The 26990-nt window shown below is 68.6% G+C and carries 14 protein-coding genes; 5 read left to right on the top strand and 9 right to left on the bottom strand.

All coding sequences use genetic code 11. The features are described from left to right. Window positions 1-5: 5 nt before the first annotated feature. Both LX81_RS16345 and LX81_RS16350 read left to right on the top strand, forming a co-directional pair. Window positions 6-1079 (top strand): tartrate dehydrogenase, encoded by a 1074-nt coding sequence (locus LX81_RS16345; RefSeq protein ID WP_111538394.1) that lies wholly within the window; start codon window positions 6-8, stop codon window positions 1077-1079. Further along, on the top strand, window positions 1076-2239 hold the full coding sequence (locus LX81_RS16350; RefSeq protein ID WP_111538395.1) for a mandelate racemase/muconate lactonizing enzyme family protein: 1164 nt from the start codon (window positions 1076-1078) through the stop codon (window positions 2237-2239). Before LX81_RS16345 ends, LX81_RS16350 begins: the two co-directional genes overlap by 4 nt. Here LX81_RS16350 and LX81_RS22290 read toward each other — a convergent pair. The 6 genes from LX81_RS22290 to LX81_RS16375 all read right to left on the bottom strand — a co-directional run bounded on the left by LX81_RS22290 (window position 2212) and on the right by LX81_RS16375 (window position 7761). After that, window positions 2212-2388: a hypothetical protein gene (locus LX81_RS22290; protein ID WP_170133985.1), complete on the bottom strand. Its 177-nt coding sequence runs from the start codon at window positions 2386-2388 to the stop codon at window positions 2212-2214. The two genes, LX81_RS16350 and LX81_RS22290, sit on opposite strands and share 28 nt — an antisense overlap. A 161-nt stretch (window positions 2389-2549) precedes the next feature. Next, a complete protein-coding gene (locus LX81_RS16355; protein WP_111538396.1) occupies window positions 2550-3776 on the bottom strand; it encodes an MFS transporter in 1227 nt (408 codons plus the stop codon). Window positions 3777-3860: 84 nt separating this feature from the next. Further along, complete coding sequence (locus LX81_RS16360) at window positions 3861-4670, bottom strand: ABC transporter permease (RefSeq protein WP_111538397.1); 810 nt, start codon at window positions 4668-4670, stop codon at window positions 3861-3863. A gap of 1 nt (window position 4671) precedes the next feature. Continuing rightward, window positions 4672-5562: an ABC transporter permease gene (locus LX81_RS16365; RefSeq protein WP_111538398.1), complete on the bottom strand. Its 891-nt coding sequence runs from the start codon at window positions 5560-5562 to the stop codon at window positions 4672-4674. Beyond that, the gene (locus LX81_RS16370) at window positions 5559-6665 is read right to left on the bottom strand and encodes an ABC transporter ATP-binding protein (RefSeq protein WP_111538399.1); all 1107 of its coding nucleotides are present in this window, start codon (window positions 6663-6665) and stop codon (window positions 5559-5561) included. Before LX81_RS16370 ends, LX81_RS16365 begins: the two co-directional genes overlap by 4 nt. A 52-nt stretch (window positions 6666-6717) precedes the next feature. After that, window positions 6718-7761, bottom strand: coding sequence for an ABC transporter substrate-binding protein (locus LX81_RS16375; protein WP_170133986.1), 1044 nt, complete (start codon window positions 7759-7761; stop codon window positions 6718-6720). An 82-nt stretch (window positions 7762-7843) separates the two neighbouring features. Here LX81_RS16375 and LX81_RS16380 point away from each other — a divergent pair, with 82 nt between their 5' ends. After that, window positions 7844-8464: a helix-turn-helix domain-containing protein gene (locus tag LX81_RS16380; protein WP_234822656.1), complete on the top strand. Its 621-nt coding sequence runs from the start codon at window positions 7844-7846 to the stop codon at window positions 8462-8464. 42 nt (window positions 8465-8506) lie between these two features. Then, the gene (locus LX81_RS16385) at window positions 8507-9799 is read left to right on the top strand and encodes an NAD(P)/FAD-dependent oxidoreductase (protein ID WP_111538401.1); all 1293 of its coding nucleotides are present in this window, start codon (window positions 8507-8509) and stop codon (window positions 9797-9799) included. A 211-nt stretch (window positions 9800-10010) separates the two neighbouring features. Here LX81_RS16385 and LX81_RS16390 read toward each other — a convergent pair whose 3' ends face one another. The 3 genes from LX81_RS16390 to LX81_RS16400 all read right to left on the bottom strand — a co-directional run bounded on the left by LX81_RS16390 (window position 10011) and on the right by LX81_RS16400 (window position 26312). Further along, window positions 10011-11321, bottom strand: coding sequence for an HlyD family type I secretion periplasmic adaptor subunit (locus LX81_RS16390; RefSeq protein WP_111538402.1), 1311 nt, complete (start codon window positions 11319-11321; stop codon window positions 10011-10013). Then, the gene (locus LX81_RS16395) at window positions 11318-13051 is read right to left on the bottom strand and encodes a type I secretion system permease/ATPase (RefSeq protein WP_211322794.1); all 1734 of its coding nucleotides are present in this window, start codon (window positions 13049-13051) and stop codon (window positions 11318-11320) included. The genes LX81_RS16390 and LX81_RS16395 overlap by 4 nt, the downstream gene beginning before the upstream one ends. A 61-nt stretch (window positions 13052-13112) precedes the next feature. Next, window positions 13113-26312: a carbohydrate-binding protein gene (locus LX81_RS16400; protein ID WP_170133987.1), complete on the bottom strand. Its 13200-nt coding sequence runs from the start codon at window positions 26310-26312 to the stop codon at window positions 13113-13115. Here LX81_RS16400 and LX81_RS22295 point away from each other — a divergent pair. Next, window positions 26311-26625 (top strand): hypothetical protein, encoded by a 315-nt coding sequence (locus LX81_RS22295; protein ID WP_170133988.1) that lies wholly within the window; start codon window positions 26311-26313, stop codon window positions 26623-26625. The two genes, LX81_RS16400 and LX81_RS22295, sit on opposite strands and share 2 nt — an antisense overlap. Window positions 26626-26990 lie beyond the last annotated feature (365 nt).

Here is a 26990-nt window from a genome sequence, read left to right on the forward strand (position 1 = left end):
ACCACATGACACGGATCGCGGTGATCCCGGGCGACGGGATCGGCAAGGAAGTGATGCCCGAGGGCGTGCGCGCGCTTAAGGCGGCGGCGGAGCGGTTCGGCCTCGACCTGGGCTTCGACTGGTTCGCGTTCGGCTCCTGCGACTACTACGCCGAGCACGGGCGGATGATGCCCGAGGACTGGAAGGCGCAGGTGGAGGGCCATGACGCGATCCTCTTCGGCGCCGTGGGCTGGCCCGACACGGTGCCCGACCACATCTCCCTCTGGGGCTCGCTCATCCAGTTCCGCCGCGAATTCGACCTCTACGTGAACCTTCGCCCCGCGCGGCTCATGCCGGGCGTGCCCGCGCCGCTCGCGAACCGCAGCCCCGGCGAGATCGACATGATGATCGTGCGGGAGAACACCGAAGGGGAATATTCCTCCATCGGCGGCAAGATGTACGAAGGCACGCCGCGCGAGGTGGTGATGCAGGAAACGGTGATGAGCCGGCACGGCATCGACCGGGTGCTGAAATACGCCTTCGAGCTGGCCATGACCCGGCCCCGCAAGAAGCTCACCTCGGCCACCAAGTCGAACGGCATCTCCATCACCATGCCCTACTGGGACGAGCGCGTGGCGGAGATGGCGAAATCCTATCCCGACATCGCCGTCGACAAGTACCACATCGACATCCTGGCCGCGCATTTCGTGCTCAATCCCGACCGGTTCGACGTGGTCGTGGCCTCGAACCTGTTCGGCGACATCCTCTCCGATCTCGGGCCCGCCTGCACCGGCACGATCGGCATCGCGCCCTCGGGCAATATCGATCCCGAACACCGTTTCCCCTCCCTCTTCGAGCCCGTCCACGGCTCCGCGCCCGACATCGCGGGGCAGGGGATCGCCAACCCGGTGGGACAGATCTGGGCCGGAGCGATGATGCTCGACCATCTGGGCCACGCGGAGGCCGGCGCGGCCATCGTCGCGGCGATCGAGACCGTCCTGTCGAAACCCGAGACGCGCACCCGCGATCTCGGCGGACAGGCCGGGACGGAGGAATGCGGACGCGCCATCGCGGCCGCCATCACGGAAGGCACGTCATGAAGATCACCGCGATCCACGAGAAGACGGTCTCGATCGGCGCGCCGATCTCGAACGCCTATATCGACTTCTCCAAGATGACCTGCTCCGTCGTGGCGCTCGTCACCGACGTGATCCGCGACGGCAAGCCGGTCGTGGGCTACGGCTTCAACTCGAACGGCCGCTACGGGCAGGGCGCGCTGATGCGCGACCGCTTCCTCGCCCGTCTCGAGGAGGCCGATCCGGAGAGCCTGATCGACGCCGAGCACGACAATCTCGACCCGTTCGCGATCTGGTCGACGCTGATGGCCAACGAGAAGCCTGGCGGGCACGGCGAGCGCTCCGTCGCGGTGGGCACGATCGACATGGCGGTCTGGGACGCGGTGGCCAAGATCGCGGAGGTGCCGCTCTGGCGCCTGCTCGCGGACCGCTACCGCGGGGGCGAGGCCGACGAAAGCGTCTGGGTCTATGCCGCGGGGGGCTACTATTACCCCGGCAAGGACGACACGCAGCTAAAGGACGAGATGCGCTCCTATCTCGACCGCGGCTACGAGGTGGTGAAGATGAAGATCGGCGCCGTGCCTCTGCCTGAGGATCTGCGCCGGATCGAGGCCGTCCTCGACGTGGTGGGTGAAGGCGCGCGGCTCGCGGTCGACGCCAACGGCCGGTTCGACCTCGAGACCGCGATGGCCTATGGCGACGCGCTCGTCCCCTACGGCCTCTTCTGGTACGAGGAGGCGGGCGATCCGCTCGATTACCTGCTGCAGGCGAAGCTCGCCGAGCGCTACGCGGGCCCGCTCGCCACGGGCGAGAACCTCTTCTCGCACCAGGATGCGCGCAACCTCCTGCGCCATGGCGGCATGCGGCCCGACCGCGACTGGCTGCAATTCGACTGCGCGCTCTCCTACGGGCTCGTCGAGTATCTGCGCACGCTGGAAGTGCTCGAGGAGGAAGGCTGGTCGGCTCGCCGCGTCGTGCCGCATGGCGGCCACCAGATGTCGCTCAACATCGCCGCGGGTCTCGGGCTCGGCGGCAACGAGAGCTACCCGGACGTGTTCCAGCCCTTCGGCGGCTTCGCCGACGACATCCGGGTGGAGAAGGGGCGCGTGGGCCTGCCGCAGATCCCCGGCGTGGGCTTCGAGGCGAAATCGGCGCTCTACGCGTTGATGAAGGAGATCGCCTGACCTTCGGGGAACGCGGCCGCGACCCCCGACCACCACCGCCCGCTCGACCCGGAGGCCACGCAGGGTCTCTGGCGGATGCAGCGGGCGCAGATTTCCTCGGGCTGCAGCGCGTCGAAGAAGTGGATCGAGGTCCGGGACGCCGATGACATCGCGGGGCTTGGTCCCGCGACGAGCTACCAGGGCAACGCGCTCACCCTCTCCACCTCCGAAGGTGATTGCGAGGTGGCCGTGGGCACGCCGCGGCCGCGCGCGGGGAATGGGCCGAGTTGGGTCCGGACGGCGCGATGCGGGGCTGAACCGCGACCGGGCCTCAGCGGGCCCCGCCCGCGAGTGCCGCAGCTTCGGGGCGACGGCGCAGCGACAGCATCGCTGCCGCGCCCACGACGGGGCCGGGCACGAGGACGAGGAAGGCCCATCGCCAGCCGCCCATCGCCTCGGCCGCGAGCGGCACGATCCAGATCGCCAGAACGGTGAGCGCATAGCCGATGCCGAGCTGCAGCGTGAGCGCGGTGCCGACGAAGGCGCGGTCCGCGAGCTCGGTCACGGCGGCGGAGAATTGCGCGCTGTCGCCGATCACCGTGATCCCCCAGAGGAGCGCCACGAGCGCGAGCGCGAGCGGCGGCCCGTCGAAGACCGCCCCCATGAGGAGCGCGCAGGCCCCCGAGGCCGCCATCATCCCCGCCGTGGTCCGGCAGCGCCCGATCCGGTCCGAGAGCCACCCGCCCGCGAGGCAGCCCACCGCGCCCGCGGCCACCACCCAGAAGGCCAGCATCGAGGCCGATCCGAAGGGGAAGGGGGCAAGCCCCGCCGTCTCCACCGCCGCGGCGAAGGCGAGGATCCAGGCCCACATCGCGTAGAGCTCCCACATGTGACCGAAATAGCCGATATTGGCGAGGAGGAGCGCCCGGTCGGTGAAGATCGCGCCCGCGCGGCGCGGATCAAACGTGGCCCGTGCGAAGCCGTGCGGCCCCTCGCGCACGAGGCCGGCGAAGAGAAGCGCGCCCGCGCCCGCCGCGAGGCTCGTGGCCCAGACCACGGCGCGCCAATCCACCCCGTCCGTGAGCGCCCGGACGAGATGCGGCGCGGCGGAGCCCAGCGTCAGCGCGGCGATCATGGCGCCCATCGCGAGGCCGCGGCCCCGCACGAACCAGGTCGCCATGAGCTTCAGCGCCGGGGGATAGACGCAGGCGAGCGCCATGCCGGTCGCGAAGCGCGCCGCGATCGCGCCCCCGGGCCCGGTGACGAGAAGCGCCGCGTTGGCGAGCGCGGCGACGAGGCCCGCGATCGCGACGAGGCGCGTCATCCGCACGATGTCGGGCAGGTTGACGAGCGCCGCCAAGACCGCGCCCGCGACGAATCCGAGCTGCACCGCGTTGGTGAGCCAGGCCGCCTGCGCGGGCGTCATCGCCCATTCCTCGATGAGGTCGGGGACGATCGCGGTGGCCGAGAACCAGGTGGTGAGCATGCCGAGGACGCCCAGGCAGATGAGCGCCCCCGCGCGCAGGCGGCCCGGCCCGGTCCCGCTCGCTTCGTCCATCGTCCCGCCTCCCCGCGCCAATCCCGCTCGTGCAGCCCTCGCACCCGATCCGGGCGCGGTTTGCAAGCGGATCACGTCGCCCGGTCAGTCGGAATTGCGGCCGAAGGCTACCGCGAGACCGAGGAGCAGGATCGAGAGCCCGATCAGCATCGAGGAGATCGCGGCGATCGTCGGATCGACCTGGTCGCGCAAGCCCGAGAACATGCGCCGCGGGAGCGTCATGTTCTCGCCTCCGGCGATGAAGACGGAGATCACGACCTCGTCGAAGGAGGTAATGAAGGCGAAGAGCGCGCCCGACACGATGGAGCCCCGAAGCTGCGGCAGCGTCACCGTCAGCACCGCCATCCAGCGGCTCGCGCCGAGGCTCTGGGCCGCGCGCTCGAGCTGGTCGTCGAATTGCTGCAGACCGGACGTGGTCGTCACCATGACGAAGGGCAGCGCCAGGATCGTGTGGGCGAGCACGATCCCCGGCACGGTGTTGACGAGGTTGAGCCGCGCGTAGAGGTAGAAGACCCCGATCGCGATGATGATGACGGGCACGATCAGCGGGCTGATGAGCAGAAGGCTCACCGTGTTCGAGAATTTCAGTGTCGAGCGATAGAGCCCGTAGGCCGCCGCGACCCCGAGCGGCGTCGCGAGAAGCGTGACGAGGAGCGCTACCTTGAACGAGGTCACCGTCGCCTGCGTCCATTCGAGCGAGGCGAAGTAGTTGCGGTACCAGCGCAGCCCGTAGCTTTCGGGCGGAAAGCTCAGATAGCGCTCGTCGGAGAACGACATCGGTACCACGACGAAGACCGGCGCCACGAGGAAGATCAGGACGAGGGCCGCGAGCAGGTAGAGCCAGAGCCGCCCGAGATGCGAAATCTGGGTCTCGGAGGCGGGGGGCAGGGCCATCTCAGCTCCCCCCGAACAGGCGTTCGATCCGGGTCACGCGGCTGATCACCCAGAAGAGCAGGGCCGTCGCGGCGAGAAGCACGACCCCGAGCGCGGAGGCCGCGCCCCAGTCGAAATACATCGCGGCATTCTGCTGGATCTTCATCGACACCATGATCACCCGGCCGCCCCCGAGAAGCGCCGGGGTGACGTAGAAGCCAAGGCAGAGCACGAAGACGAGGAGCGTGCCTGCGATCACGCCCGGCATCGAGAGCGGCAGGAACACGGTGAAGAAGGCCCGCATCGGCGTCGCCCCGAGATTGGAGGCCGCGCGCATGAGCGAGGTATCGACCTTCACCAGCGCCGAATAGAGCGGCAGGATCATGAAGGGCAGCATCACGTGCAGCATCCCGATCACCGTGCCGGTGTAGTTGTTCACGAGGCTCAGCGGCCGGTCGATGAGGCCGAGGTCGATCAGCCAGCCGTTGATGATCCCGCGCCGCTGCAAGAGCACCATCCAGGCATAGGTCCGGACCAGGATCGACGTCCAGAATGGCAACATCACGCAGATCATCAGAAGCCCCGCGACCTTCCGCGGGATCTGGCTCAGGAGATAGGCCAGCGGATATCCCAGCAGGAGCGCCATGGCCGTGACTTGGAAGCTGATCTGGAACGTCTGGGTGAATATGCTGAGATAGGCGGGCTCGAGCAGGCGGCGGTAATGGACGAGGCTCGGTTGGCCGTCCGCCACGAGCGACAGGCCGAAGAGCCAGCCCACGGGCAGGAACACCAGAAATCCGACGATGAGGAGCGCGGGCAGGGCGAGGCCGAACATCGACCATTGCTCCCGCGTCTCGGCGGAGAGGGTGGCCGCGCGCCGCCCGTCGGAGGGTGCCTCGTCGATCGCGATCATGCCGTCCCGCCCTCCACGAGGATCGTGTCGTCGGCGTGGAGCGCGAGGGCGACCTCGCCGCCGGGTTCGGGCAGACGCGCGAGGACGTCGCGATGCGTAGTCTTGCGCATGAGGAGCGTCCTGCCCTGTCCGATCTCGATCCGGGCGAGAAGCGTGTCGCCCTGGTAGACGATCGATTGGAGCGTGCCCTCGAAGAGGTTGTGGTCCTCTTCCTGTCCGGGGTCGCGGAAGACGAGCTTCTCGGGGCGGACGACGAGCTGGCCCGCATCGGGCCTGACGGCGCGGCCGGTCTTGAGCGGACGGCCCTGGAACGTATAGCCCCCGTTCGTCCGGGCGACCGGAAGCAGGGTCGATTCCCCGATGAAGCCCGCCACGAAGGCGTTCGCGGGCCGGTCGTAGAGCGCGCGGGGGGTGTCAACCTGCGAGACGCGGCCGCCGTCGATGACCACGATCCGGTCGGACATGGTCAGCGCCTCGCGCTGGTCGTGGGTGACGTAGATCGTGGTGATCCCGAGGGTGTCGTGAAGCGCGCGGATCTCGATCTGCATCTGCTCGCGCAGGTTCTTGTCGAGCGCCGAGAGCGGCTCGTCCATCAGGAGGACGCGCGGCTCGAAGACGATGGCGCGGGCGAGCGCGATGCGCTGCTTCTGCCCGCCCGAGAGGGCGGAGATGCGGCGCGAAGCGAGATGCGACAGATGCACGAGCTCGAGCGCGCGGCCGACCTCGCGCTTGATCTCCGCCTTCGGATGGCGGCGGAGCTTCAGCGGATAGGCGATGTTGTCGAAGACGGACATGTGCGGGAAGAGCGCGTAGTTCTGGAACACCATCCCGAAATCGCGCTTGTGCGGCGGCACGCCGGTCATCTCCTCCCCGGCCACGAGGATGCGCCCGCGCGTGGGCCGCGTGAAGCCCGCGAGCACCATCAGGAGCGTCGTCTTGCCCGATCCCGAGGGCCCGAGCAGCGTCAGGAACTCGCCCGCCCCGATCTCGAGCGAGACGTCGTCGAGCGCGTGGAAATCGTCGTAGGTCTTGGTGATGTTCTCGATCGCGATCGGCGCCGCCTGGGCGGTTCGCTCGGTATGCGTCTCCGCGTCGCGTGTCATGTCGCGGGCTCCTCGATGACGCGCCCCCCGAAGGGCGGGGGCGCGGACAGCGTCAGCGGGTGATGAAGGCGTCCCAGCGTTCCTGGATCGCGGGGCGGTTCTCGGCCCAGAAATCCCCGCTGATCGGCAGCTGCACCGCCAGGTTGTCCGGGGCGGACGGGCTGATCGCGGTCTCGTCCTCGGTGATCTTGCCCTCCTCGAAGGCGAGCGAGGTGGTCGGTCCGTAATTGATGAGGCCGGGGATGTTGGCCTGCAGGTCCGGCTCGACCATGCGCGCGAGCACCTCCATCGCGAGCTCGGCATTGGGCGCGCCCCGCGGGATCGCGAGGCAGTCGAGCGACAGGAGCCCTTCGTTGAAGGTCAGCTCCGCGGGCACGCCCGCCTCCTGCACCGCGTCGAGCCGGCCGTTCCAGATCGAGGTCATGTCGACCTCGCCGTCGGCGATGAGCTGCGCCGATTGCGCCCCGGTCGACCACCAGACGTCGATATCGGGACGGATCTCCTCGAGCTTGGCGAAGGCACGGTCGACACCCTCGGGCGTCGAGAGCGTGTCGTAGACCTCCTCCATCGCGACGCCGTCGGCGATGAGCGCGATCTCCATGTTGCCCATCGGCACGTTCTGCAGCGCCCGCGCGCCGGGAAACGCCTCGACATCCCAGAAATCCGCCCAGGAGGCGGGATAGGTGTCGATGTACTCGGTGTTGTAGGCGAGCGCGGTGGAATAGTAGATGATGCCGATCCAGCCGTCGGAATAGGCGCTCTCCTCGAACCCCTCCGTCGAGATCATGTCGTAGTCGAGCGGCTCGAAGAGGCCCTCCGCCTCGGCGAGGGCGCAATCGCTCAGGCCCAGATCGACGATGTCCCAGCTGACCGCGCCCGACATGACCTGCGCGCGGACTTCCGCGATGCCCGTCAGCGTGTCCTCGCGGATGGTGATCCCCATCTCCTCCTCGATCGGATCGAGCAGCGCCTCGCGCTGTGCCTCCTGGTAGGTGCCGCCATAGGACGTGAAGGTCAGATCCTGCGCCCAGGCGGCCGGTGCCGCGAGCGTGAGCACGCAAAGGGTCGCGGAACGCGCGTGTCGTGGATGTTTCATGTTGGCCCCGTCGATTTTCATTCTTATTGAAATATCTTGTTGTGAGTTTCATCCTGAAGCGAATTTGTTAAGGCTGTCAACATTGCCAGAAGACCATCTCGACCGACCTGACGGTCCCAGGCCGCGCGCCTCGCAGGACGCGGCGCGGATCGGCCGGCGCCTGCGCGACCGCCGCAAGCTGCGCGGCCTGTCGCTGCGCGACGTGGCCGGGCGGGCCGGGATCTCGCTCGGGCAGCTGAGCCAGATCGAACGCGGGTTGAGCGTGCCGTCGCTCGACGCGATGATCGCGATCTGCGCCGGGATGGACATGCCCGTGAGCTGGCTTTTCGACAATGCGGGCCCGGGCGGAGGGGCGGATGACGAGGAAATGGTCGTTCGCCGCGCCAAGCGCCGCATTCTCGATCTGGGCGCGAAAGGGATGGTCAAGGAGATGCTGACCCCCGACCACGTGCGCGACGTGCAGATGATGCGGATCGTGATCCGTCCCGGCGGCTCCACGGGCGAGACCGCCTATGCCCATGCGGAGGGCGCCAAATGCGGCACCGTCCTGTCGGGCATGCTTTCGCTCGAGATCGACGGACGCGTCCACCTCGTCCGCTCGGGCGACAGCTTCGCCTTTCCGGCCACCGCGATGATCCGGTTCTGGAACGACGCGTCCGAGGATGCCGAGGTGATCTGGGTCGGCAGCCCGGCCTTCTACTGACAGCACCACGAACGGCCCCGTCCCAAGGCAAGGAGTTTCCCGATGATCGCAGACGAACGCCCCGTTCTCGCCGACAGCCTCTACACGGCCACGGCCAATCCGAGCGTGGAGGCGGCGCCGCTCGAGGGCCGCGCCGAGACCGAGGTCGCCGTCATCGGCGCGGGCTTCACCGGGCTCTCGACCGCGCTTCACCTCGCCGAGCGCGGCGTCGCGGTGACGGTTCTCGAGGCGCAGAGCCCCGGCTGGGGCGCCTCGGGCCGCAACGGAGGCCAGATCAATCCGGGCCTGAAGCACGATCCCGAGGCGGTGATCGCGAAATTCGGCGCCGGGATGGGCGGACGGATGCTCGACCTCTCCTCCGCCGCGCCCGATCTCGTCTTGGACATCGTGCGCCGGCACGCCATCGACTGCGACGCCGTGCAGCCGGGCTGGATCCAGCCCGCCCACGACGCGGCCTCGATGCGGATGCTCGAGGACCGCGCGCGGCAATGGGCGGCGCGCGGCGTCGAGCTGAGGCTCCTGTCGCAGGCGGAGGTCCGGGGGCTGATCGGGTCGGAGGCCTATATCGGCGGGCTCCTCGATCCCAGGGGCGGCAACCTGCATCCCCTGAACTACGCGCTGGGGCTGGCCGACGCGGTGCGCCGCCTCGGCGGACGGGTCCACGGACGCTCGCGGGTCACGGCGCTCGACCGCGAGGGGGCGGGCCACCTGCTGCGCACCGAGCGCGGGGAACTCGCCGCGCGCCGCGTCGTCGTGGCGACCAACGCCTATACCGATCGGTTCCTGCCGCCGCTCGGCCGGACGCTCCTGCCGATCAGGTCGGTGCAGGTCGCGACGCAGCCGCTCTCGGACAATCTGCGCCGCTCGATCCTACCCCAGCGCCAGGCGGTGGCCGATACGCGGCGGGTGATGGTCTATTACCGCACCGACGCGCAGGGCCGGCTCCTGATGGGCGGGCGCGGCGCGTTCGACGATCGCGGCAACACGCGGCTTCTGGAACTCCTGCGCCGGACCACGCGCGAGCTCTTCCCGCAGGTGGGGGAGGTGGAATGGGCCCATGCCTGGGGCGGCGACCTGGCGCTGACCACCGACCATTACACGCGCCTTTGCGTGCTCGGGGACGGGATCGTGTCGGCGACCGCCTATAACGGGCGCGGTGTCGCGCTCGCCACCGCGATGGGACGGGTTCTCGCGGACTGGGCAACCGGCACCGAGGAAGGGGCGCTCGACTTCCCCGTCACCGCGCCGAAGACGGTGCCGTTCCACTTTCTGCGCAAGCCTGCCATCCAGGCCGCGATCGGCTGGTCCCGCCTGCGCGACGCGCTGCCGTTCTGACTTCTTCTGGGTCTAGACGGAAAGCGGCCGGGAGCCGCAATCCGGAACCGGCCATGGACAGAAGGTCAGTCCGTGAAATGGCGCCCGCAATGGCCTGTCGACCGAAAGCGCGCGGCCATCTTCCTTGAAAAAGGCGGCTTGCCGGACCGGTCGCCCCTCGAAGCGGAGCCGGCCCGGCAGGCGGAGAGGGGCGAAGGACGCCCCGCCGCGCTTACCGCTCCCGCATCGCGTGCTGGACCTGGTCGACCATCGGCTTCACGAGGTAGGACAGGATCGAGCGCTCCTGCGTCTGGACGAAGACCTCGAGCGGCATGCCGGGGCGCAGGACCGCGCCGTCGATGCGGCCGAGTTCGTCCTCGGCGATCTGCAGGCGCGCGAGGTAGAAGGTCTGCCCGGTCCCCTCGTCGGTACTGGCATCGGGCGAGATGTCGATCACCGCGCCGCCGAGCTGGGGGGTCGTGCGCTGGTCGAGCCCGGTGAAGCGCAGCCGCGCCGCCTGTCCGGGATAGACCTGGTCCACGCTCTGCGGATCGAGGCGCATCTCGACGATCAGCCGGTCGTCGCCGGGAATGATCGTCACCAGCCGCTCGCCGGGCGCCACGACCTGTCCCAGCGTATGCACCGACAATTCGTGCAGCCGGCCGCCGATCGGGGCCCGTACGCTCAGCCGCCTCTGGCTGTCCATCGCGCCGATCTCCTCCTGGCGGAGTTGCGCGAGCCGGTCGCGGATCTCGTCGAGCTCGGTCAGTGCCTCCTCGCGGAACGTCTCGTCGAGGAGCGCGCGCTCGTACTGGCGGCCCGTGATCTCTTCGCGAGCCTCCAGGATCCGGGCGTCGAGGGACGCATCCTCGGCCTGGAGCTCCGCGAGCGAGCGTTTCGCATCGCGCAGGTCCGAGGCCCGGAGCAGGTTCGAATCCGACAGGCGCTGCCGGGTCTCGACCTCTTCCGCCGCGATCTCCATGCTCTGCGCGGCGGCGCGCTTTTGCGCCCGGAGCGCCACGACCTTCTCCTCGAGCTGGGCAATCTGGGCGCCGAGCTGGTTCTCGCGGCCGGCCCGAGCGGCGGCCCGCGCGCGCATCAGGTCGGCCTGGCCGCGCAGGAGCGCGTCGGCCTGTGGCGTTCCCGCGGCACGCAAGGCGGGCGACGTCTCGATGTCCGCCGCGCCCGCAAGTTCCGCCTGGAGCCGGGCCTCCTTGGCAAGGAGCGTGTCGATCTGGCCCTGGATGATGCCGAGCCGCGCCTCGACGGTGGTCGGGTCGAGGCGGAAGAGGACCTGGCCCTTCTCCACGGCATCGCCCTCGGCCACGCGGATCTCGGCCACGGTGCCGCCCTCGAGATGCTGGATCTCCTTCCACCGCCCCTCGACGATGAGCTTGCCCATGCCCACCACGGCACCGCTGATCTGGGCCAGGGCCGCCACGCCGCCCGCGCCGCCGAGGAGGAGCACCCCCACGAGGAGCGCGATCTTCACCTGCCGGCCCACCGAGTGGACGAGCGCGGCATCAATCTGGTCGTATCTCATCGTGAAGCCCTTTCCGGCTCGTGTGTCGCGTTCCTGGCCGGCCGGGGAACCGGCACGACCTTGCCCATGACCGCGTCGCGGTCGCCGAACTGCACCTGGTGGCCGTTCTGGATGACGAGGCCCCTGTTGACCGCGGAGAGCGCGCTCGCGCGGTGGGCGATGACGATCACGATCCCGCCGCGGGCGCGCACCGCCTTCATGGCCTGGGTCAGCGCCCGCTCGCCCATCGTGTCGAGATTGGAATTGGGCTCGTCGAGGACCACCAGGAAGGGCGATCCGTAGAGCGCCCGGGCCAGGCCCAGCCGCTGCCGCTGCCCGGCCGAGAGGCGGGTGCCGAACTCGCCGATCTGGGTCTCGTAGCCCTCCGGCAATCCGACGATCATCTCGTGGATGCCGGCGAGGTTCGCGGCCTCGAGGACCTGCTCGATCTGCGGCTCGGCGCTGAAACGGCAGATGTTCTCTGCCACGGTGCCGTCGAAGAGCTCCACGTCCTGCGGCAGGTAGCCGATGAACGCGCCGCGTTCGGCCTCGGTCCATTGATCGAGCGTCGCCCCGTCGAGGCGCACCGAGCCCGCGAGCTGCGGCCAGACGCCGACGAGGGCGCGCGCGAGGCTCGACTTGCCCGATCCCGACGGTCCGATGATCCCGAGCCCGTCGCCCGCGCGGAGCTCGAAGCTCGCATCCTGCAGCAGGAGCGCCTCGTCGCCCGGCGCAGCCGTGGCCAGCCCCTCGACCTTTAGCCCGGCCCGGGGCGCGGGCAGGCCCGCCGTCGCCGGCTGGTCGCGGCAGGCCTTCAGAGTCTCGTTGAGCCGGGTCGTGGCCTGGCGCGCCGCGATGAAGCTCGGCCAGTGCGAGACGGCCTGCTCGATCGGGGCGAGCGCGCGGGCCATGATGATCGACGATGCGATCATGACGCCCGGAGAGACCTCCTGCAGGATCACGAGCCAGGCGCCGAGCCCGAGCATCGCCGATTGCAGCATGAGCCGCGTCATCTTGATCGTGGAGGAGAAGAGGGTGCCGTGGTCGGACATGGCCTGCTGCCGGCGGTACTGCTCTTCCACGGCGCCGGAATAGCGGGTGGCGAGGTTGTCGAAGAGGCCCATCGCGGTGATCGATTCCGCGTTGCGCCGGGCCGTGGACATCATCCGGCTCTGCTGGCCCGAACTTGCGGAGAGATCCCGCGAGGGGCCGCGCGACAGGAATTCGTTGGCCACGACGAGCACGCCGATCACGACGCCCCCGCCCACGGCCAGCGCGCCGAGCCATTGGTGGAAGAGGAAAATGAGAAGGAAGTAGAAGGGCATGAAGGGCAGGTCGAAGATCGCCGCCGGCCCGGGGGAGCCCAGGAACTTCCGGATCGCCTCGACGTCGCGATGCGGGTTGATCGAGGCGGCGCGTCGCCCGGCCACCATCGGCATCCGCAGGTTGGCCCGGAAGGCGGGCCCCGAAAGTTTGGCATAGACCCGCATGGCGATCCGGTTCAGCGCCCGGAGCCGCAGGATGTCGAGCAGCCCGCTGGTGAGATAGAGGCCGATCGCGATCCCGGCTAGGACCAGGAGGGTGGGCGTGCTGCCGCTCGCGAGCACGCGGTCGTAGACCTGGAGCATGAAGACCGGACCGGTCAGCATGAGCAGGTTCACGATCGCGCTGATCACGAAGATCGCGCCGAAGGCATGGCCGCAGACGCGGATCGTGCGGCCGACGGTCGGGATCGTCTGGTCTTGGGACACTTCAATCATCTCCTGGATGGGATTGTCCCGCCGCGCCCGGAGGGGCGCGGCGGAGCCGGGTTCACGAGATCAGATCGTGTCCGAAGACATGGCCGAGACCGCCATCGGCATCGTCGTCGAGCAGGGCCGGATCGGTGTCGGCGAGATCGTACTCGGCGGTCGCCTCAGGCATCGGCTGCACCGATGTGGCGAAGGTCGACGCGGCCATCGCGGAGAACGACGGGGTCAGGCTGATCGAGGCGAGATCCTGGCTGCCGCCCGAGAAGGTGACGCGCATCACCTGCACGCCGGCCTCGAGCGCGACCTGGACGCTGTCGGTCGGCGCGAAGGTCGCCCAGCCGCCGGTCGGGTCGACACCGACCGGTCCCGTCTCCTCGTAGACGAGGCCGTCCTTCGCGAAGCTCGCCGAGATCGACCGCGCCCCGCTGCCGCCGAAGGCCGCCAGGAAGTCGAGATCGTAGAGACCCGCCTGGGCGACATCGACCGTGTATTCCAGCCATTCGCCGTTGTTGATCCAGCCGATATGGCCGGCCGAGGTCTGCTCCACGTCGCTGCCCGGACGTCCGCCGGTATCGCCGCCCTGCAGGCCCGGCATGTCGTTGTAGGCCACGCCCTGTCCGCCCTCGTCGTAATCGGAGGCGTCGATGGTGATCGCCGCCGACCCGATCTGGAACGGCTCGCCCAGATGCGGCGTCTGGCCGTCCCCGCCGGTATCGGGTGCGTATTCGTGCACGGTCACGGCGCTGAGCGGGGCGTTGTCGAGATCGGCCACGAGGTCGATCTCGATCGTCCCGTTCGTGACGGTGACGACGACCTCGACCGCGATGGGCGTATCGCCGCCCGCCTCTGCGAAGGCGTCGAAATCGGTCAGGACCTGCTGCCCGTTGACCGTGGCGTCGAACTGACGCCGGCCCGCCACGTTCCAGTAGGGCTCGTAGGTATAGAGCACCACGCGGTAGGTCCCGTTCGGCACCTCGATCGCGGCCGTCCAGTCCGATCCGTCCTCGTAGGTGCGGAAGGCCGATCCGGCCACCGTCCCCTGTCCGTTCGGATCGGAACGGGCGTCGACACCCTGGGCGGGGTTGACGCTGCCCGTGACCGTCACGCGCGGATCGGTCTGCGCGATCAGATCGACGCCCAGGACCGGATCGTCGGTGATGGCGCCGCCGCCGAAATTCACGCCGAGAACGAAGCCGTCGGGCGATTGCGGGGGTTCCGGATCCTCCGGAGTGTCGGGCGCCACGTCGGGATCGAAGAAGTCGATCGTGCCGTCGGCGTCGACATCGGCGACCAGCGCGTCGTTCACGCCGTCGCCATCCGCGTCCTCCTCGGCGGTGAGCGCGTGGGGAGCGACGTTCGTGATGACGAACATATGGTCGTTGTAGTCGTAGTTCCCCGCGCCCGGATAATCCTGGATTGCGATGTATGTGCCCGCGATCACCGCGCCCGACGCGTCGCGCGCCTGGAAGAAGCGGATGAGATGGCCCGCCGCGTCGTCCACGAGCTGCCCGAAATCGGGATCGATCCGGTTGATCTCGGGATCGGTCCAGGAGGCGTAGGTCGGCCGTCCGTCGACGGTCACCCGGAGGCCGAACGGCTCCGTGCCGGTGATCGTCCCGCGTGCCACGCCGCCGGTATCGCCCGGGCCGAAAACCAGCCCGTCGGGCAAGAGGGTCTGGCCCTGCTGGTCGTCGCCCGCCATGAGCCCGGTCGTCGCCGAAGAGCCGAGACCGTGGACGCCCAGCCGCGCGACGTTGCCCTGATTGAGGAAGGCGGCGATCTGGATCACCTCGATATCGGCCAAGGGGTCGAGCTTCTGCAGGTAGGGCATCAGCACCTCGTCCCCGACCGCCTCGACCCGGCCGCCATTGGCGAGCTCGGCGAGCGCCATGTCGGTGGAATAGCCGAAGGCCTCCACGATCAGGGCGACGTCGGGTTCGGAGTTTCTCTCCGAGAATTCCTGGGCGATGCCGGCGAGCTGGATCACCGAATTGGGCGTCTCCGGATCGTCGGTGACGATCGTGAGCGTCGAGGTGATCAGCTCCGCGCCGGCCGTGGTTCCGGCATGGGTGCCGATGAAGCGCACGGTGAGCGCGATGCTGCCGCCGGCCGGGATCGAGGCGGGGATGTTGCCCACGATCTCGTAGTTCGCCGTGTCGCCGAGGATCACGTCGGAGATCGCGAGCGGCACGAAGCCGTCGTTTCCGATCGTGACCACGGCCTCGTCGCGGAATTCCTGCGTCGCGTTCGCGGGCTGGTCGATGGAGGTGAAGACCAGGCGGTCGTCGGCCGCCGCGTCGTCGAGCCCCGAGATCGCCACGCTCTGGCCGAAGCCCGCCGGGGCGACGCCTTCGATGACGAACATGTTGTCGTTGTAGTCGTAGTTGATGCCCGTATAGTCCATCACCCCCAGGTAGACGTTGGGGATCACCCGCCCCTCGGCGTCGAGGGCCTGGAACATCTTCACCGTGTGACCCTGCTGTGCGCCCTCGACCACGATCGGTCCGGCCGGATTGAGGCGCGGATCGGTGGAGAGGCCGGCCATGCGGATGCCGAAGACGTCGTCGCCCTGCCAGCCGTCGGGAATGCGCGCCGCGTCGAACGTACCCGTCGCGAAGCCGGACCCGTTGGCATTGTTGGGCAGGATTCTCTGGTTGTCGGTGCCCTGGTGGTTCGACAGGGTAAAGGCACTGCCCTTGTTGCCGGGGTTGTGGAGCGCGATGTCCGCGCCGCTCGGCCCGTGATAGGCGGCGATCTGTGTGATGCGCGCCTGCGTCACGCCGTCGGCGAGACGCCAGTAGGGCGAGAGGACCTCCGTCTCGTCGGTCTGGGCGAAGACGTCGCGCGTATCGAGCGTGCTGTTCTCGCCGCCGCCCCGGAGGCTCAGCCCCTCAATGCGGTTGCCGAAGCCGAAAACTTCCCAGACCTCGTTGACGTTGGGTTCCTGCCCACCCTCGGGGATGCGCTGCCAGAAGCCCGCGAGGTCGATATCGGCGATCGGATCCTCCGCGTCGTTGGTCTGGATACGCAGCTGGCCCTTGAAGACCGTCGAGGTCGCGTCGATCTGCGCGTTCGTCCCGGTGGGCGGCGTGTAGGCCGCCCGGTCGAAGGCGACCGTCACGTCGAGGAAGGCACCGGGCGCGATGGAGCGCCCTTCGAGCGTGCCCGACGTGATCCGGAACGGCCCCGTCAGAAGGACGTCGGCGATGTCGAGCGGCTCCGTCCCGGTATTGCTGATCCGGACGGTGCCCGTCTCCTTCATGTCCCGCGCCGAGATGGTGTCGTTCGGGTTCGGATCGGGGTTCTCGATGTAGGAGAAGTGCAGGCGGTTGTCGAAATAGGAGGGATCGCCGCTCTGGATCGCGATGTCGGCATCGGGATTGCCCGGGGCCGGCGAGATGTCGAGATAGTCGAGCGCGCTCGCGCCGGGCGCGTCGGAGACCGCCCTGAGCACGTACTCCGTCCCGGCCTCGAGCGTCAGGACGATCGCCTCAGCCGCCGCCTCGCCGCTGCCCGGGAAGCCGGTCGCGTCGACCTGCTCGCCGTTCAGGAACCAGGTGAGGCCCTGGCCGTCCGGTGCGCCCGGGTTGGCCGCGGTCGCGATCCGGTAGGGGCCCGTTTCGCTCACGGTGAAGTGGAACGCCACCTCGCTGCCGCTCAACGTCTGGGCAGAGCCGTCCGTGGCCTCGAGCTCTATGCGGCCGGAGCCGTCAATCTCGGCCGGGTCGGCCACGAATTCCGTCACCGTCGAGCGCGACACGCGCAGGTAGTCGACGTTCGGACCGTTGCCGTCGGGCGCGGTCACCGTGATCGTGTTCGTGCCCGCCGCGAGCGTGACGACCGCCGATTGCGGTCCCCAGACATTCTCCCCGGTATTGGAGTTCGCCGCGAAGTCGAGCGTGCCCGCCGCCACGCCGTTGATCGTGAGGCTCATCGGCCGTGCCGCCTTGCCCGCACCGAGCGCGTAGAGGATGTCGAGCGCGTAGCTGCCCGCCGTGCCGACCGTGACGTCCCAGGTGATCGACTGGTCCGCGGTGCCGACGAAATCGACGAACTCGCCCGACTGGTTGCGCGGATCGGCGATCGTGAGCGCGCCGTCGAGAGCGGCGTTCTCCGCCTCGTAGATGTCGTAGACGACGCCGTTCACGATCTCCGTCCCGTCCGCATCCGGCGCTTCCGGCTCCTCGGTCGCTGGCGGAACCAGGATCTCGAGCTGGTCGATATTCGGCCCGGTATTGGATATGGCACGCAGCGTGACCGTGTTGGCGCCCCCGGCGAGGGTCGCCGGGACCTCGACGATCTGCCAGGTGCTCCAGGCGGCCTCGCCCGTCCCGGTGGGCGCGAAAGGCGCCAGCGTGACGATGGTGCCGTTGACCTCGACCTGGAGCGGACGATCCGCGGTGCCGCCATTGGCATAACGGAAGCGCAGGATCGCGTCGCCCGCATTCTCCGGAGAGACGTCGAAGGCGAAGGTAAGGAAATCGGCATTGGTGGAGCCGAAATCCGCATAACCCCCGAGAACACCGTCGGAATTGTCGGTGTTGCCGTCGACCCCGAAGGCGCCGGCGCGCAGACCGTATTCGAGACCCGAGGTGGTCTCGAGGTTGGACGCGTCGCGGATCACGATCTGCGCCTCCGGAGAGGTCGGCAGCAGGACCGCGGTGCCGTCGCCCGGCGTGCGGTCCTCGGCCTGGATCGTGAGGAGGGAGAGATAGTCGGCCTGGGGCGCCTCGCCGAGGGTGAAGTCGGTCGCGGCGGCCGCGGTGTTCAGGGCGTCGTCGGTCACCTCCAACACCGCGCGGATCTCGCCTTCGAGATCCGACAGGTCGATGGTGAAGCGGTTCTCCGCATCGAGCGTCACGGTGGTCGCGGGGCCGCCGTCGAAGGACACGCGGAGCGCGGTGATGTCGTCGTCGAGCCCGGTGACCTCGAAGATCGCGGCCGAGGGATCGCTCACGTCGAAAGCGAGAAGCGCGAGGTCGCCGGTCTCGTCGGCGCTGAGATCCTGGGTCACCCCGCCCGGGGCGGGCGTGAGCAGGATGAGCTGGCTCGCCCCGGTGCCGCGGTTCAGCGTCATCAGGTAGAGTTGCCCGGTCACCGGGTTCTCGATGATGTCGAGCGGGTCGATGTAATTGTCGATCACCGATCCGTCGGGACGGCGCAGCACGTCGTCGCCGGTGATCGCGCCGGTCTCGTCCACGTTGATGACGCGGACGTTGTCGCCCACCGAGAACTGCACGAAGAGTACCGCGCCCTTGAGGTTCGAGCCGAAGGCGTTGCCGGTATATTCCGTCACCCCGTTGGGCGAGCGGTTGTAGCCGAGATTGTAGATGCCCTCGACGTCGTAGGCTTCGTCCGGCTGCACGCCGGGCGCGTAGCCGTCGGTGTTGCGGTTGCCGTCATTGCCGCCCACGACCTCGTTCGGATCGGCGCCGTCCGTCGGGTTGCCGCCGTTCAGGATCCATTCGTCGCGCAGCGGGTTGGGATGGCCGTAATAGCCGCCCTCCGTCGCCGTGAAGAAGTAGTCGTACTGCTTGGGCGAGTTGGTGATCGTCGTGTCGAAATCCGCCTGGTCCGGATCCTGGGGCGTCTTCGCGCCCGAGGCCGTGCCGTTCGTGGGCAGGTAGAGGTTCCCGTTCGAATGCCAGACGAGGTCGTAGGCGTTGCGCACCCCGGTGGCGAAGATCTTCACCGGCGCGTCGTCGGCATAGGGGTTGTAGAACCCCGGATAGGTGCCGTCCTCGTTGAACTCGTCGGCCGGAGAGGTCGAGATCGGGTTGTCGTCGACGAGCGGTTCGGTGCGGAGGTCGAAGCCTCCCGCGGGCGGCTCCTTGGTGCGGTCCACCTCGAGGACGGCTGCGTTGAGCAGACGCTCGGGACGCAGCCCCCAGGCGGCGTCGGGCGAGCCGCCCGCGCTGTTGGAGCCTTGCGTCAGATAGAGCAGGTAGGCCGGCTCTCCGGTTTGTCCCGCAGCGGGATTGGCACGGAACTCGAGGCTGTTGGTCAGGTGGTCGCCGCCCGAGCGCGGCAGGCCGGAGGCAAAGGCCTCGGCCGTCGCGGTGCCGAAATCGCCGTTCTCGCCCAGGGTGATCTTGCTGATCCGGCCGGAGAATTCGGCAATGTCGAAGGATTTCGATTCCCGCGGGATCGGGGCGTTGTCGGTGATCCAGATCGTGTTCGCATCCTCGGGGTCGAAGACGAAGCCGATGATGCCGCGCCGGCCGCCGTCCTCGTTGAGATAGTCGAGCGAGAGCGTCTCCTGCGAGGTGCGGTCGATCGAGCCGTCGGCGTTCACGTCCCAGCGATGCACGTCGCCCATGATCGTCGCGACGTAGAGCTTGCCGTCCGGACCGAACTCGATCGAGGTGTAGCCGAAGGCCCCGTCGGCGAAGCCGTCGAGCAGCGTCGCCGTGTCGAAGGCGACCTCACGGGCCACGTCCTCGGGCGTCTCCCCGGTGACGAAGGTGGTGGTCAGATCCTGCATCTGGCGCAGGGGCGCGTTCGGATCCGTCACCGAGCCGAGATCGACCACGTCGCGGATCTTGAGCGTGTAGCTCGTGTTCTCGTCGAGATCGGCGAGCGGACGGATGGTGAGCGAATCCGCGCCGCCACTGACCTGGACGTCGATCGCGACCTCCTCGCCGGTCAGGGTGTTCACCAGGACCACGTTGTCGACATAGGCCACGTTCGGCCCGCGCTGGTCGCCGCCGGTCAGCTCGACGCCGATCACGAAGGACGCGGTGGGATCGATGCCCGTGGGCAGCGCACCGTCCGCACCGAGCGCGATCGAGACCTGACCGTCATTCGTCGCCGCCACGGGAGCCACGAAGCGCGAGTAATTCTGATCCGCGCTCTGGCCGTCATCGGGGGTGATGTCGGGGACGCGCTCGATCTCCAGATACTGGATCTCGGTGTTCTGGCCGCCGATCGAGTCGATCGTGAGGCGTCCGTCCTCGACGGTGACCATGCCGGTGACGAGGGTCGAGCGGAAGCCGCCCTCGAGCGCGCCGTCGATCGAATTGGCGGGAACCCAGTCGGGCATGAAGTTCTGCCCTTCGACATTGATCGCGTAGAGGCTGTCGAAGGCGCCCGCGGTGTCGCCCACCGAGAGCGTCACCTGGTAGGTGCCGTTCTCAAGCGCCATCTCCCAGGCGCGGGAAATGTCGCCCTGAGCCCCCGGATACTCGAAATGGGCGTAGGTCTTCTGCAGGTCGGAGGCGTCCGAGACGGTGCCCTTGTACCAGTGGGCGTTCGCCGGCTGGGCCTGGGGCGTAGTGCCGTTGGCGGTGCCGTCGGCCACGCTCGCCTCGCTCACCCAGCCATAGGAGAAGCCGTTGCCGCGATCGCCGAAGGCCGCGCCGGTATCGGCGAGGTAGCCCGCGGGCGTCGCGTAGCCCGCCGGCAGGCCCTGGAAGCCCTGGTCCTCCGCCGGCTCGAAGTTGATCTTCACGACCTCCTCGAAGCGGACGATGTCGCGCGTCTCGGCGTCGGGATCGCCGCGGCTGATCGTGACGTTGTCGAGGTTCGGACCGCTGGCAAGCGTGTTGGCGAGCGTCAGCGTGTTCGACCCGGCCACGAGATCGACCTCGACCTCCACGACCTGCCAATTGTCCCAGCCCTCGACGCCGGTTCCGGGGAAGGAGACGGTGAGCGTCTCGCCCGCGCCCGAGAGCGTCATCGGACGGTCGCCGTTGGCGCCGCCGCCGCCGTTCGAGTAGCGGATGGCGAGCGTGTAGGTGCCGGCTTCGGGCACGTCCACGGTGAAGCGCGCCGCGTCGCCCACCTGGCTGCCCATGTCGAGATAGCCGGTGCCGGTGGCGCCGTCCCAGATGCCGTTGCCGTCCGCGTCGCGGGGCAGGTCGCGAGGCTCGGGATTGGCCGCGCTGCGCGCGACGGTGTCGGCCGTGCCCTGGTCGGCGACCACGAAGGTCTCCGCTTCGATCGTGACGGAGAAGGGCGTGGGTTCGGACGTGTCCTCCTCGAGATAGGTGAAGGTCGCCTCGTCGATGTTGGGCCCGCCGGTCGCGCCCGCGGGCATCTCCAGACGGATCTGGTTCACCCCCGCCTCGAGCGTGACCTCGACTTTCTGGACGACCCAGGATTCCCAGCCATTGGCCGTGGTCCCGGTCCCCACGACGGGGCCCGGCGCGAAGTCCAGGAGCGCCCCGTCATCGCCGTTCACGCTGAGCTCGAGCGGGCGGTTCGCGGTGCCGCCATTGGCGTAGCGGAACGCCACCTCGTAGGTGCCGGCACGCGGCGCCTCGATTGTGAAGGTGATCGCGTCGCCGGGATTGGAGCCGAAATCCATGTAGGCATTGCCCACGGCGCCGGCGCGGAAATTGCCGAACGCATCGGGATTCTCGGCATCCACCACGCGGGTGAACGCGCCGTCGGTGGGCAGGCCGGTATCGTCGACGAAGACACGGGTCGCGTCCTCGCCCTGGATGGTGAAGGCGGCCGGGGACTCGACCTCGGCCTCCGCGATCACGATGCTCATGGTGGTGCTCGCGACATTGCCCGCCGCGTCGGTCACGTAGGCGATCGCGGTGTAGCTGCCGGGCGCGAGGGCGGAGCCGTCCACGACCAGGTCGCCATCGGCATCGGGGAAGACCTCCTGGCGGGTGATGCCGCCGTCGAAGCTGATCTCCGTCCGGACGATGTCGGCGTCGATCCCCGCGAGGTTGAAGTTGATCGAGGCGGCCTGGGTCTCGTTCAGGTCGGTGTCCGGACCGCTGAGGAAGAGCGGCTGGTCATCGGCATCCGCCGATGTGTCGGTCTGGGGCCGGGTGATCGTGATGGCGTCGATGTTGGGCCCGGTCGTGGCCCCTGCGGGGATGGCGAGCGAGAAGGTGTTCTCGCCGGCTTGCAGCGCGACGCTGACCGTCTGGACGTCCCAGTTGTTGAACCCTTCCGTGGGTCCCGCGACGTTGGTGCCGGTCGCCGCGAAAGGCAGGGTCTGCGCCTCGCCGTTGACGGTGAAGGAGAGCGGCCGGTCGGAATTGCTGGCATAGCGGATGGCAAATTCGTAGATGCCCGCGCTCGGCACGCTCACCGAGAAGGCCATGCTGTCGCCGGCCGTGTCGCCGAAATCGAGATAGCCGTCTCCGGTGAAGTCCGGACGCAGGCCGTTCGACAGGGCGGGGTTGCTTTCCAGGTTGTCCGGATCGCGCACGACGGTGACGTTGGTGTTGCTGCCGTCGTCGAGCAGCGTCAGCGTGCCGTCCTCGGCCTGGATCGTGATCGGCTCGAAATCGGGCGCGTCGCCGATCTCGACGGTGAAGGAGACGGATTCCGACTCCAGTTCTCCGTCGGTGGCGAAGACCTCGATCTCGTAGCTCCCGCGCGCCACGTCGCCCGCCACCGTGAGGATGCCGTTCTCGACGGTGAGACCTGCCGGCAGCGGTGCGCCGCCCGCGAGGCGCGCGCCGTAGAGGACCGCGTCCCCGTCGGGATCGGTGGCGCCGAGCGCCGCGGCGAGGTCGACCGACCCGCCGGTGCCCGCGCCGAGCTCGAGCGCGGGAAGGGCAGCGCCCTCGGCGAGGCGCGGCGCCTCGTTCACGTCGGCCACGTCGATGGCGAGGGTCGCGCTTTGCGACAGACCCGTGGCGTCCGTCGCCGTCACCACGACGGAGACAGTCTCCTCCGCCTCGTGGTCGAGCGCGACGCCGTCGGCGAGCCGCAGCGTGGTCCCCTCGATCACGAAGCGCGCGTCGTCGGTCGAGAAGGTGACCGCGTCCCCGTCGGGATCGACGGAGGAGAGGGTTCCGATCACGGCGCCCGGCGCGTTCTCGGCCACGAGGGTGCCCTCGAGCACCGGCGCCTCCGGCGCGAGGTTCACCGGCTCGGCGGCGGTGAGCGCGATCTGGTCGATGCGCAGCGCCTCGCCATCGGCCTGCCCGGTCAGGGTCAGCACGGTGCCGGCCTCGACGCGGATTACGGTGTCGAAGGTGATGGTCTTGCGGTTGCCCGCCTGGCCGCCATTGCCGCGGCCGGTCACGCCGTCCCCGTTGAGCCAGGTGCCCGCGTCGTCGAAGCTCGCCTCGTCGACGATCGTCGCCCCGTCCACGTAGATCGAGAAGCGCGCCGCGCCGTCGGTCTCGTCGTAGACGGTGATCGACAGCGTATAGTAGCCGTCCGGAACCCCGCCCGCCGAGAGATCGGTGGTGACGCTGCCCGCGCGGTGCACGTTCGTGCGAATGAGCTGGTCGCCCGAGGCGCCCACGGCCGCCGCGGTGTAGAAGTTCTGCGCGTCATCCAGGCCGGTGAAATCCTCGGCCTCGATCGTGAAGACCTCCGGCCCGGCCTCGCCTTCGATGTCGAGGTTGATCGTCAGGCGCGCGGTGAGCCCGCCCGGATCGGTCGCGGTCACGACCACGTCGTAGCTGCCGCCCGCAACCGGCGTGCCGGTGATGAGGCCGGTCGCGGGGTCGAAGGAGAGCCCCGCGGGCAGGGTGGCGGGATCGATGCCGAGAACCAGCTCGCCGCCTTCGGGATCGGTGAAGTAGGACGCGAAGGAGGCCACGTCGATCGCCTCGAAGGCCGCGTCGACCGCGCCGAAATAGGGCTCGAGCGCCGCGTCGGTCGCCACGGGCGCGTCGTTCACGTCGGCGATGGTCAGTGCGAAGCTGTCGCTTGTCACCGCGTTCGCCTCCGCGCCGTCATCGGCGGTGACCGTGACGGTGTAGCTGCCGGGACGGCGGGGCAGGGTGCCGGTGATCGCCGCGCCGTCGATGGCGAGGTCGGGGAAGAGGGCGGTCACGTCGGTGCCGTCCGCATCGGTGACGGCGAACGTGTAGCTGAGCGCCGCGCCCTCGGGGTCGACGAAGGGCAGGTCGATCTCGACCGCGCCGCCCTCGTCCACGTCGATATCCACGAGACCGCCGCCGATCACGGCCGGGGCCGCGTTGCCCGGCTCCGCGACGCCGTCCTCGACGAGCTGCACGTTCGAGAAGGTCACCGAGCCCAAGCCGTCGCGCGAGGCGCTGTCGTCGTCGGAGACGAAGACGAGCGTATCGATGCTTTTGCCCGCGTGGGCGGAGAGGTCGATGACGTAGCGCACCCAGCCATCGCCGAGATCGGTTCCGCTGCCCTTGAGGTCGAGGAAGCGGGACTGCCCGTCCGTCCCGTCGAGGAGATAGAGGCTCTGGTCGGTGTCGAACGGATCGTTGTCGAGATCGAAGCCCACGGCGACGAGCTCGGGCGCGTTCGCGCCGATCTGGATGTCGACGGAGAGCCGCGAGGTCGCGGTGATCTCGTAGGCCTCGCCGAGGGCCGCGCGCTTCCAGTTGTTGTCGTTGAGCGAGAGCGCGGCGCCGTCCTCGGAAACGACGACGTCGCTCCCGCCGTCCTGGGTGCCGGCATAGCTCGAGAGGTCGGCCTCGGAGAAGAGCACGTCGCGCACGATGTCGGGCGTCTCGGGGGTCACGGGCGCCTCGACGGCGAGGGCGATCTCGCTCTGCGCGCTCAGCGTGCCGTCGGAGGCGGTGACGGTCAGCGCGATCGCCTCGCCCGTGGCGAAGACGGCGCCTTCAGCCACGAAGATCTGCCCGCCCGCGATCTCGAAGCGCGGATCGCTCAGCGTGTATGAGATCTCCGCGCCCTCGGGATCGGTGGCCGTCACGGTGCCGAGGACGGTACCGGCGGCGATGTCGGAAGCGAGGATCGATGCGCCCGCATAGAGCGGCACGCTCGGGGCCTCGTCGATATCAGCGACCGAGACGCTCACGGACTGGGACGTGCCGTTGCCGACCGCGTCATAGGCGGTCACCTCGATGGAATAGCTGTCTTTCGCCTCGAAATCGGCCGCCTCGAGTAGGCTCAGCGCGCCGGTCACGGCGTCGATCCGGACGAGCTCGGCATCCGCGCCGCCGGTGATCGCATAGCTCACGGGGCCAGGCGTGCCGCCGCCGCGCGTGTCCTCGACCACGTCGGTCGCCATGACGGTGCCGATCTCGGTCGTCGTCTCGTCGAGCGCGAAGGCGCCCGGCGCGGTGAAGCGGGGCGCGAAGTCGGGGGTATCGCCCAGGGCGGTGATCGCCAGCGCGTCGACATTCGGCCCGAAGCCCGCATGGAGGAAGAGCTCGATCGCGTTCGCCCCTTCGGCGAGGTCGATCGTCACGGTCTGGACCGCCCAGTTGTTGAAGGCCTGCGAGCCGTCGTCCCCGGTCGTGTCGGGGAAGGCGACGGTCGCCGCGACCTCTCCGTCGATGCGGACCTGTGCAGTGCGCGTGTTGGTGCCGGCATAACGGATGTGGAGCGCGTAGCTGCCCGCCTCGGGCAGGTCGACGGTATAGCTCACCGCGTCTCCCGTGCTGCCGAAATCGAGATAGCCCTCGCCGCTGTAACCCGGGCGCAGGCCGAACGCGTCGATGGCGTTCTGGCCCTCGGTGGCCTCGTTGGTCTGGGTCAGGAACCGGCTGCCGGTGGCCGTGGAGGTCAGCGTGCCGCTCTCGGCCTGGATGTAGATCGGCTCGAAGCGCTCGGCCACGCTGACCGCGACGGTCTGCGTCGTGCTGGCGCCGGCGGCATCGGTCGCGGTCACCTCGACCGCGTAGGCATTGCCGGTCTCGGCCGCGTCGTAAACGGGGGCGGTCAGGAACGACAGCGTGCCGGTCTCGGGGTCGATGGCGAAGAGCGCCGCGTCCGCGCCGCCGGTGATCGCGTAGCCGACATCCTGCCCGTCCGCATCGGTCGCGAGGACGCGTCCGATCTCGGTCCGGCCCGCCATCACGTCGAACTCAGCCTCTCCTTCGAAGACCGGATCGAGGAAGCTGTAGCTCTCCCCCGCGGGGACGAGGGCCACGGCGTCGAAATTGGGACCCTGCGACTCGGTCTGCACGAAGGTCAGGACGTAGTCGCCGTTGGCGTCCGTCTCCGCCAGCGCGACCTCAATCGTCTCCGTGCGCCATTGCGTCCAGGCGCCGGTCCTGGTGTCGGCGACCGTTCCCACCTCGGTTCCGCCGTTCAGGATCGTGACGGGCCGCGATGCCGTGCTGCCGTTCGCGACCTTCATCACGAGCGAATAGGACGTTCCGGGCTCGATCTCGGCACCCGGCACGACGATGCTGAACTTGGCTTCCGCGCCCCCGTTCAGATCCACGTAGCCCGCGCCCGAATAGCCGGGGCGCAGGCCCAGGGCGTCGTGCCCCGCGGGATCGTTGGACGCGGTCGGCTCGGGCTGCTCGGCGCTGCGCAGAACGGTTCCGTCATTGGTGTCGAGGATCAGGAAATCGGTTTCTTGAAAGACGAGGGGGAGGGACATGGCGGACTCGATACTGACAGGTACAGAAAGGGGCTTCGAACGCGGCGCCGTCGGACGGCTCCGTCCCGACCTCGGGCACGGGCTCGAACTCGGGCAGGGCGGCGGTCTAGGGTTCGGTGTCGGGTGCGGCGCCGGTTCGGACATCGGCGGAGCTGCCGGAACCGATCTCGGCGCGGGCATGCGTGATGGCGTCCGGACGGGTCCCGGCGACCGCATCGCCGGAGCGGGCGGGCGCGAGGGAAGTCTCGAAAAATCCGGAACGGCCAGCGGGCATGGGAGTTCTCTCGAAGACGAATTGACGAGAGTTTTCTGAAAAATCCCCCGGGCTTAATCCATCTGCGAATCGTGCAGTGTTCCATTCGGAACGAATAGCGATCTGGCCCGAACTCTATTTGAAACGGAAAGGGCGTCGGCGTTTCAGGTATTCAACCGGAAGAACAAAGGGTGTTTCGGCATATTCCGACCGAAGAAAACCGATAAATTCTTCCTAAACGAATTAACTATGAACGAATTGTTATTCCAGTTCGCGCGCCTGAGTATAATGAAAGCGGAATATTAATCCTGTGGTTGCGGCGCTCCTTTCAAAAGAAGATACAATACTCGGCACAGGATCGTTTTGTATCTGTCTATCAACCTGAAATCGAAAAATCTTTCTCGCTCATTCGCGTTTCGGATAGG

Source organism: Palleronia aestuarii (assembly GCF_003253995.1).
In the GTDB taxonomy this organism is placed as follows: Bacteria; Pseudomonadota; Alphaproteobacteria; order Rhodobacterales; family Rhodobacteraceae; genus Palleronia; species Palleronia aestuarii.

What these genes read in the sequence shown, in the direction of transcription:
- LX81_RS16345 (WP_111538394.1), top strand. Translation starts at nt 6, where the DNA reads ATGACACGGATCGCGGTGATCCCGGGCGACGGGATCGGCAAGGAAGTG.
- LX81_RS16350 (WP_111538395.1), top strand. Translation starts at nt 1,076, where the DNA reads ATGAAGATCACCGCGATCCACGAGAAGACGGTCTCGATCGGCGCGCCG.
- LX81_RS22290 (WP_170133985.1), bottom strand. Translation starts at nt 2,388, where the DNA reads ATGTCATCGGCGTCCCGGACCTCGATCCACTTCTTCGACGCGCTGCAG.
- LX81_RS16355 (WP_111538396.1), bottom strand. Translation starts at nt 3,776, where the DNA reads ATGGACGAAGCGAGCGGGACCGGGCCGGGCCGCCTGCGCGCGGGGGCG.
- LX81_RS16360 (WP_111538397.1), bottom strand. Translation starts at nt 4,670, where the DNA reads ATGGCCCTGCCCCCCGCCTCCGAGACCCAGATTTCGCATCTCGGGCGG.
- LX81_RS16365 (WP_111538398.1), bottom strand. Translation starts at nt 5,562, where the DNA reads ATGATCGCGATCGACGAGGCACCCTCCGACGGGCGGCGCGCGGCCACC.
- LX81_RS16370 (WP_111538399.1), bottom strand. Translation starts at nt 6,665, where the DNA reads ATGACACGCGACGCGGAGACGCATACCGAGCGAACCGCCCAGGCGGCG.
- LX81_RS16375 (WP_170133986.1), bottom strand. Translation starts at nt 7,761, where the DNA reads ATGAAACATCCACGACACGCGCGTTCCGCGACCCTTTGCGTGCTCACG.
- LX81_RS16385 (WP_111538401.1), top strand. Translation starts at nt 8,507, where the DNA reads ATGATCGCAGACGAACGCCCCGTTCTCGCCGACAGCCTCTACACGGCC.
- LX81_RS16390 (WP_111538402.1), bottom strand. Translation starts at nt 11,321, where the DNA reads ATGAGATACGACCAGATTGATGCCGCGCTCGTCCACTCGGTGGGCCGG.
- LX81_RS22295 (WP_170133988.1), top strand. Translation starts at nt 26,311, where the DNA reads ATGGCGGACTCGATACTGACAGGTACAGAAAGGGGCTTCGAACGCGGC.
- LX81_RS16400 (WP_170133987.1), bottom strand. Translation starts at nt 26,312, where the DNA reads ATGTCCCTCCCCCTCGTCTTTCAAGAAACCGATTTCCTGATCCTCGAC.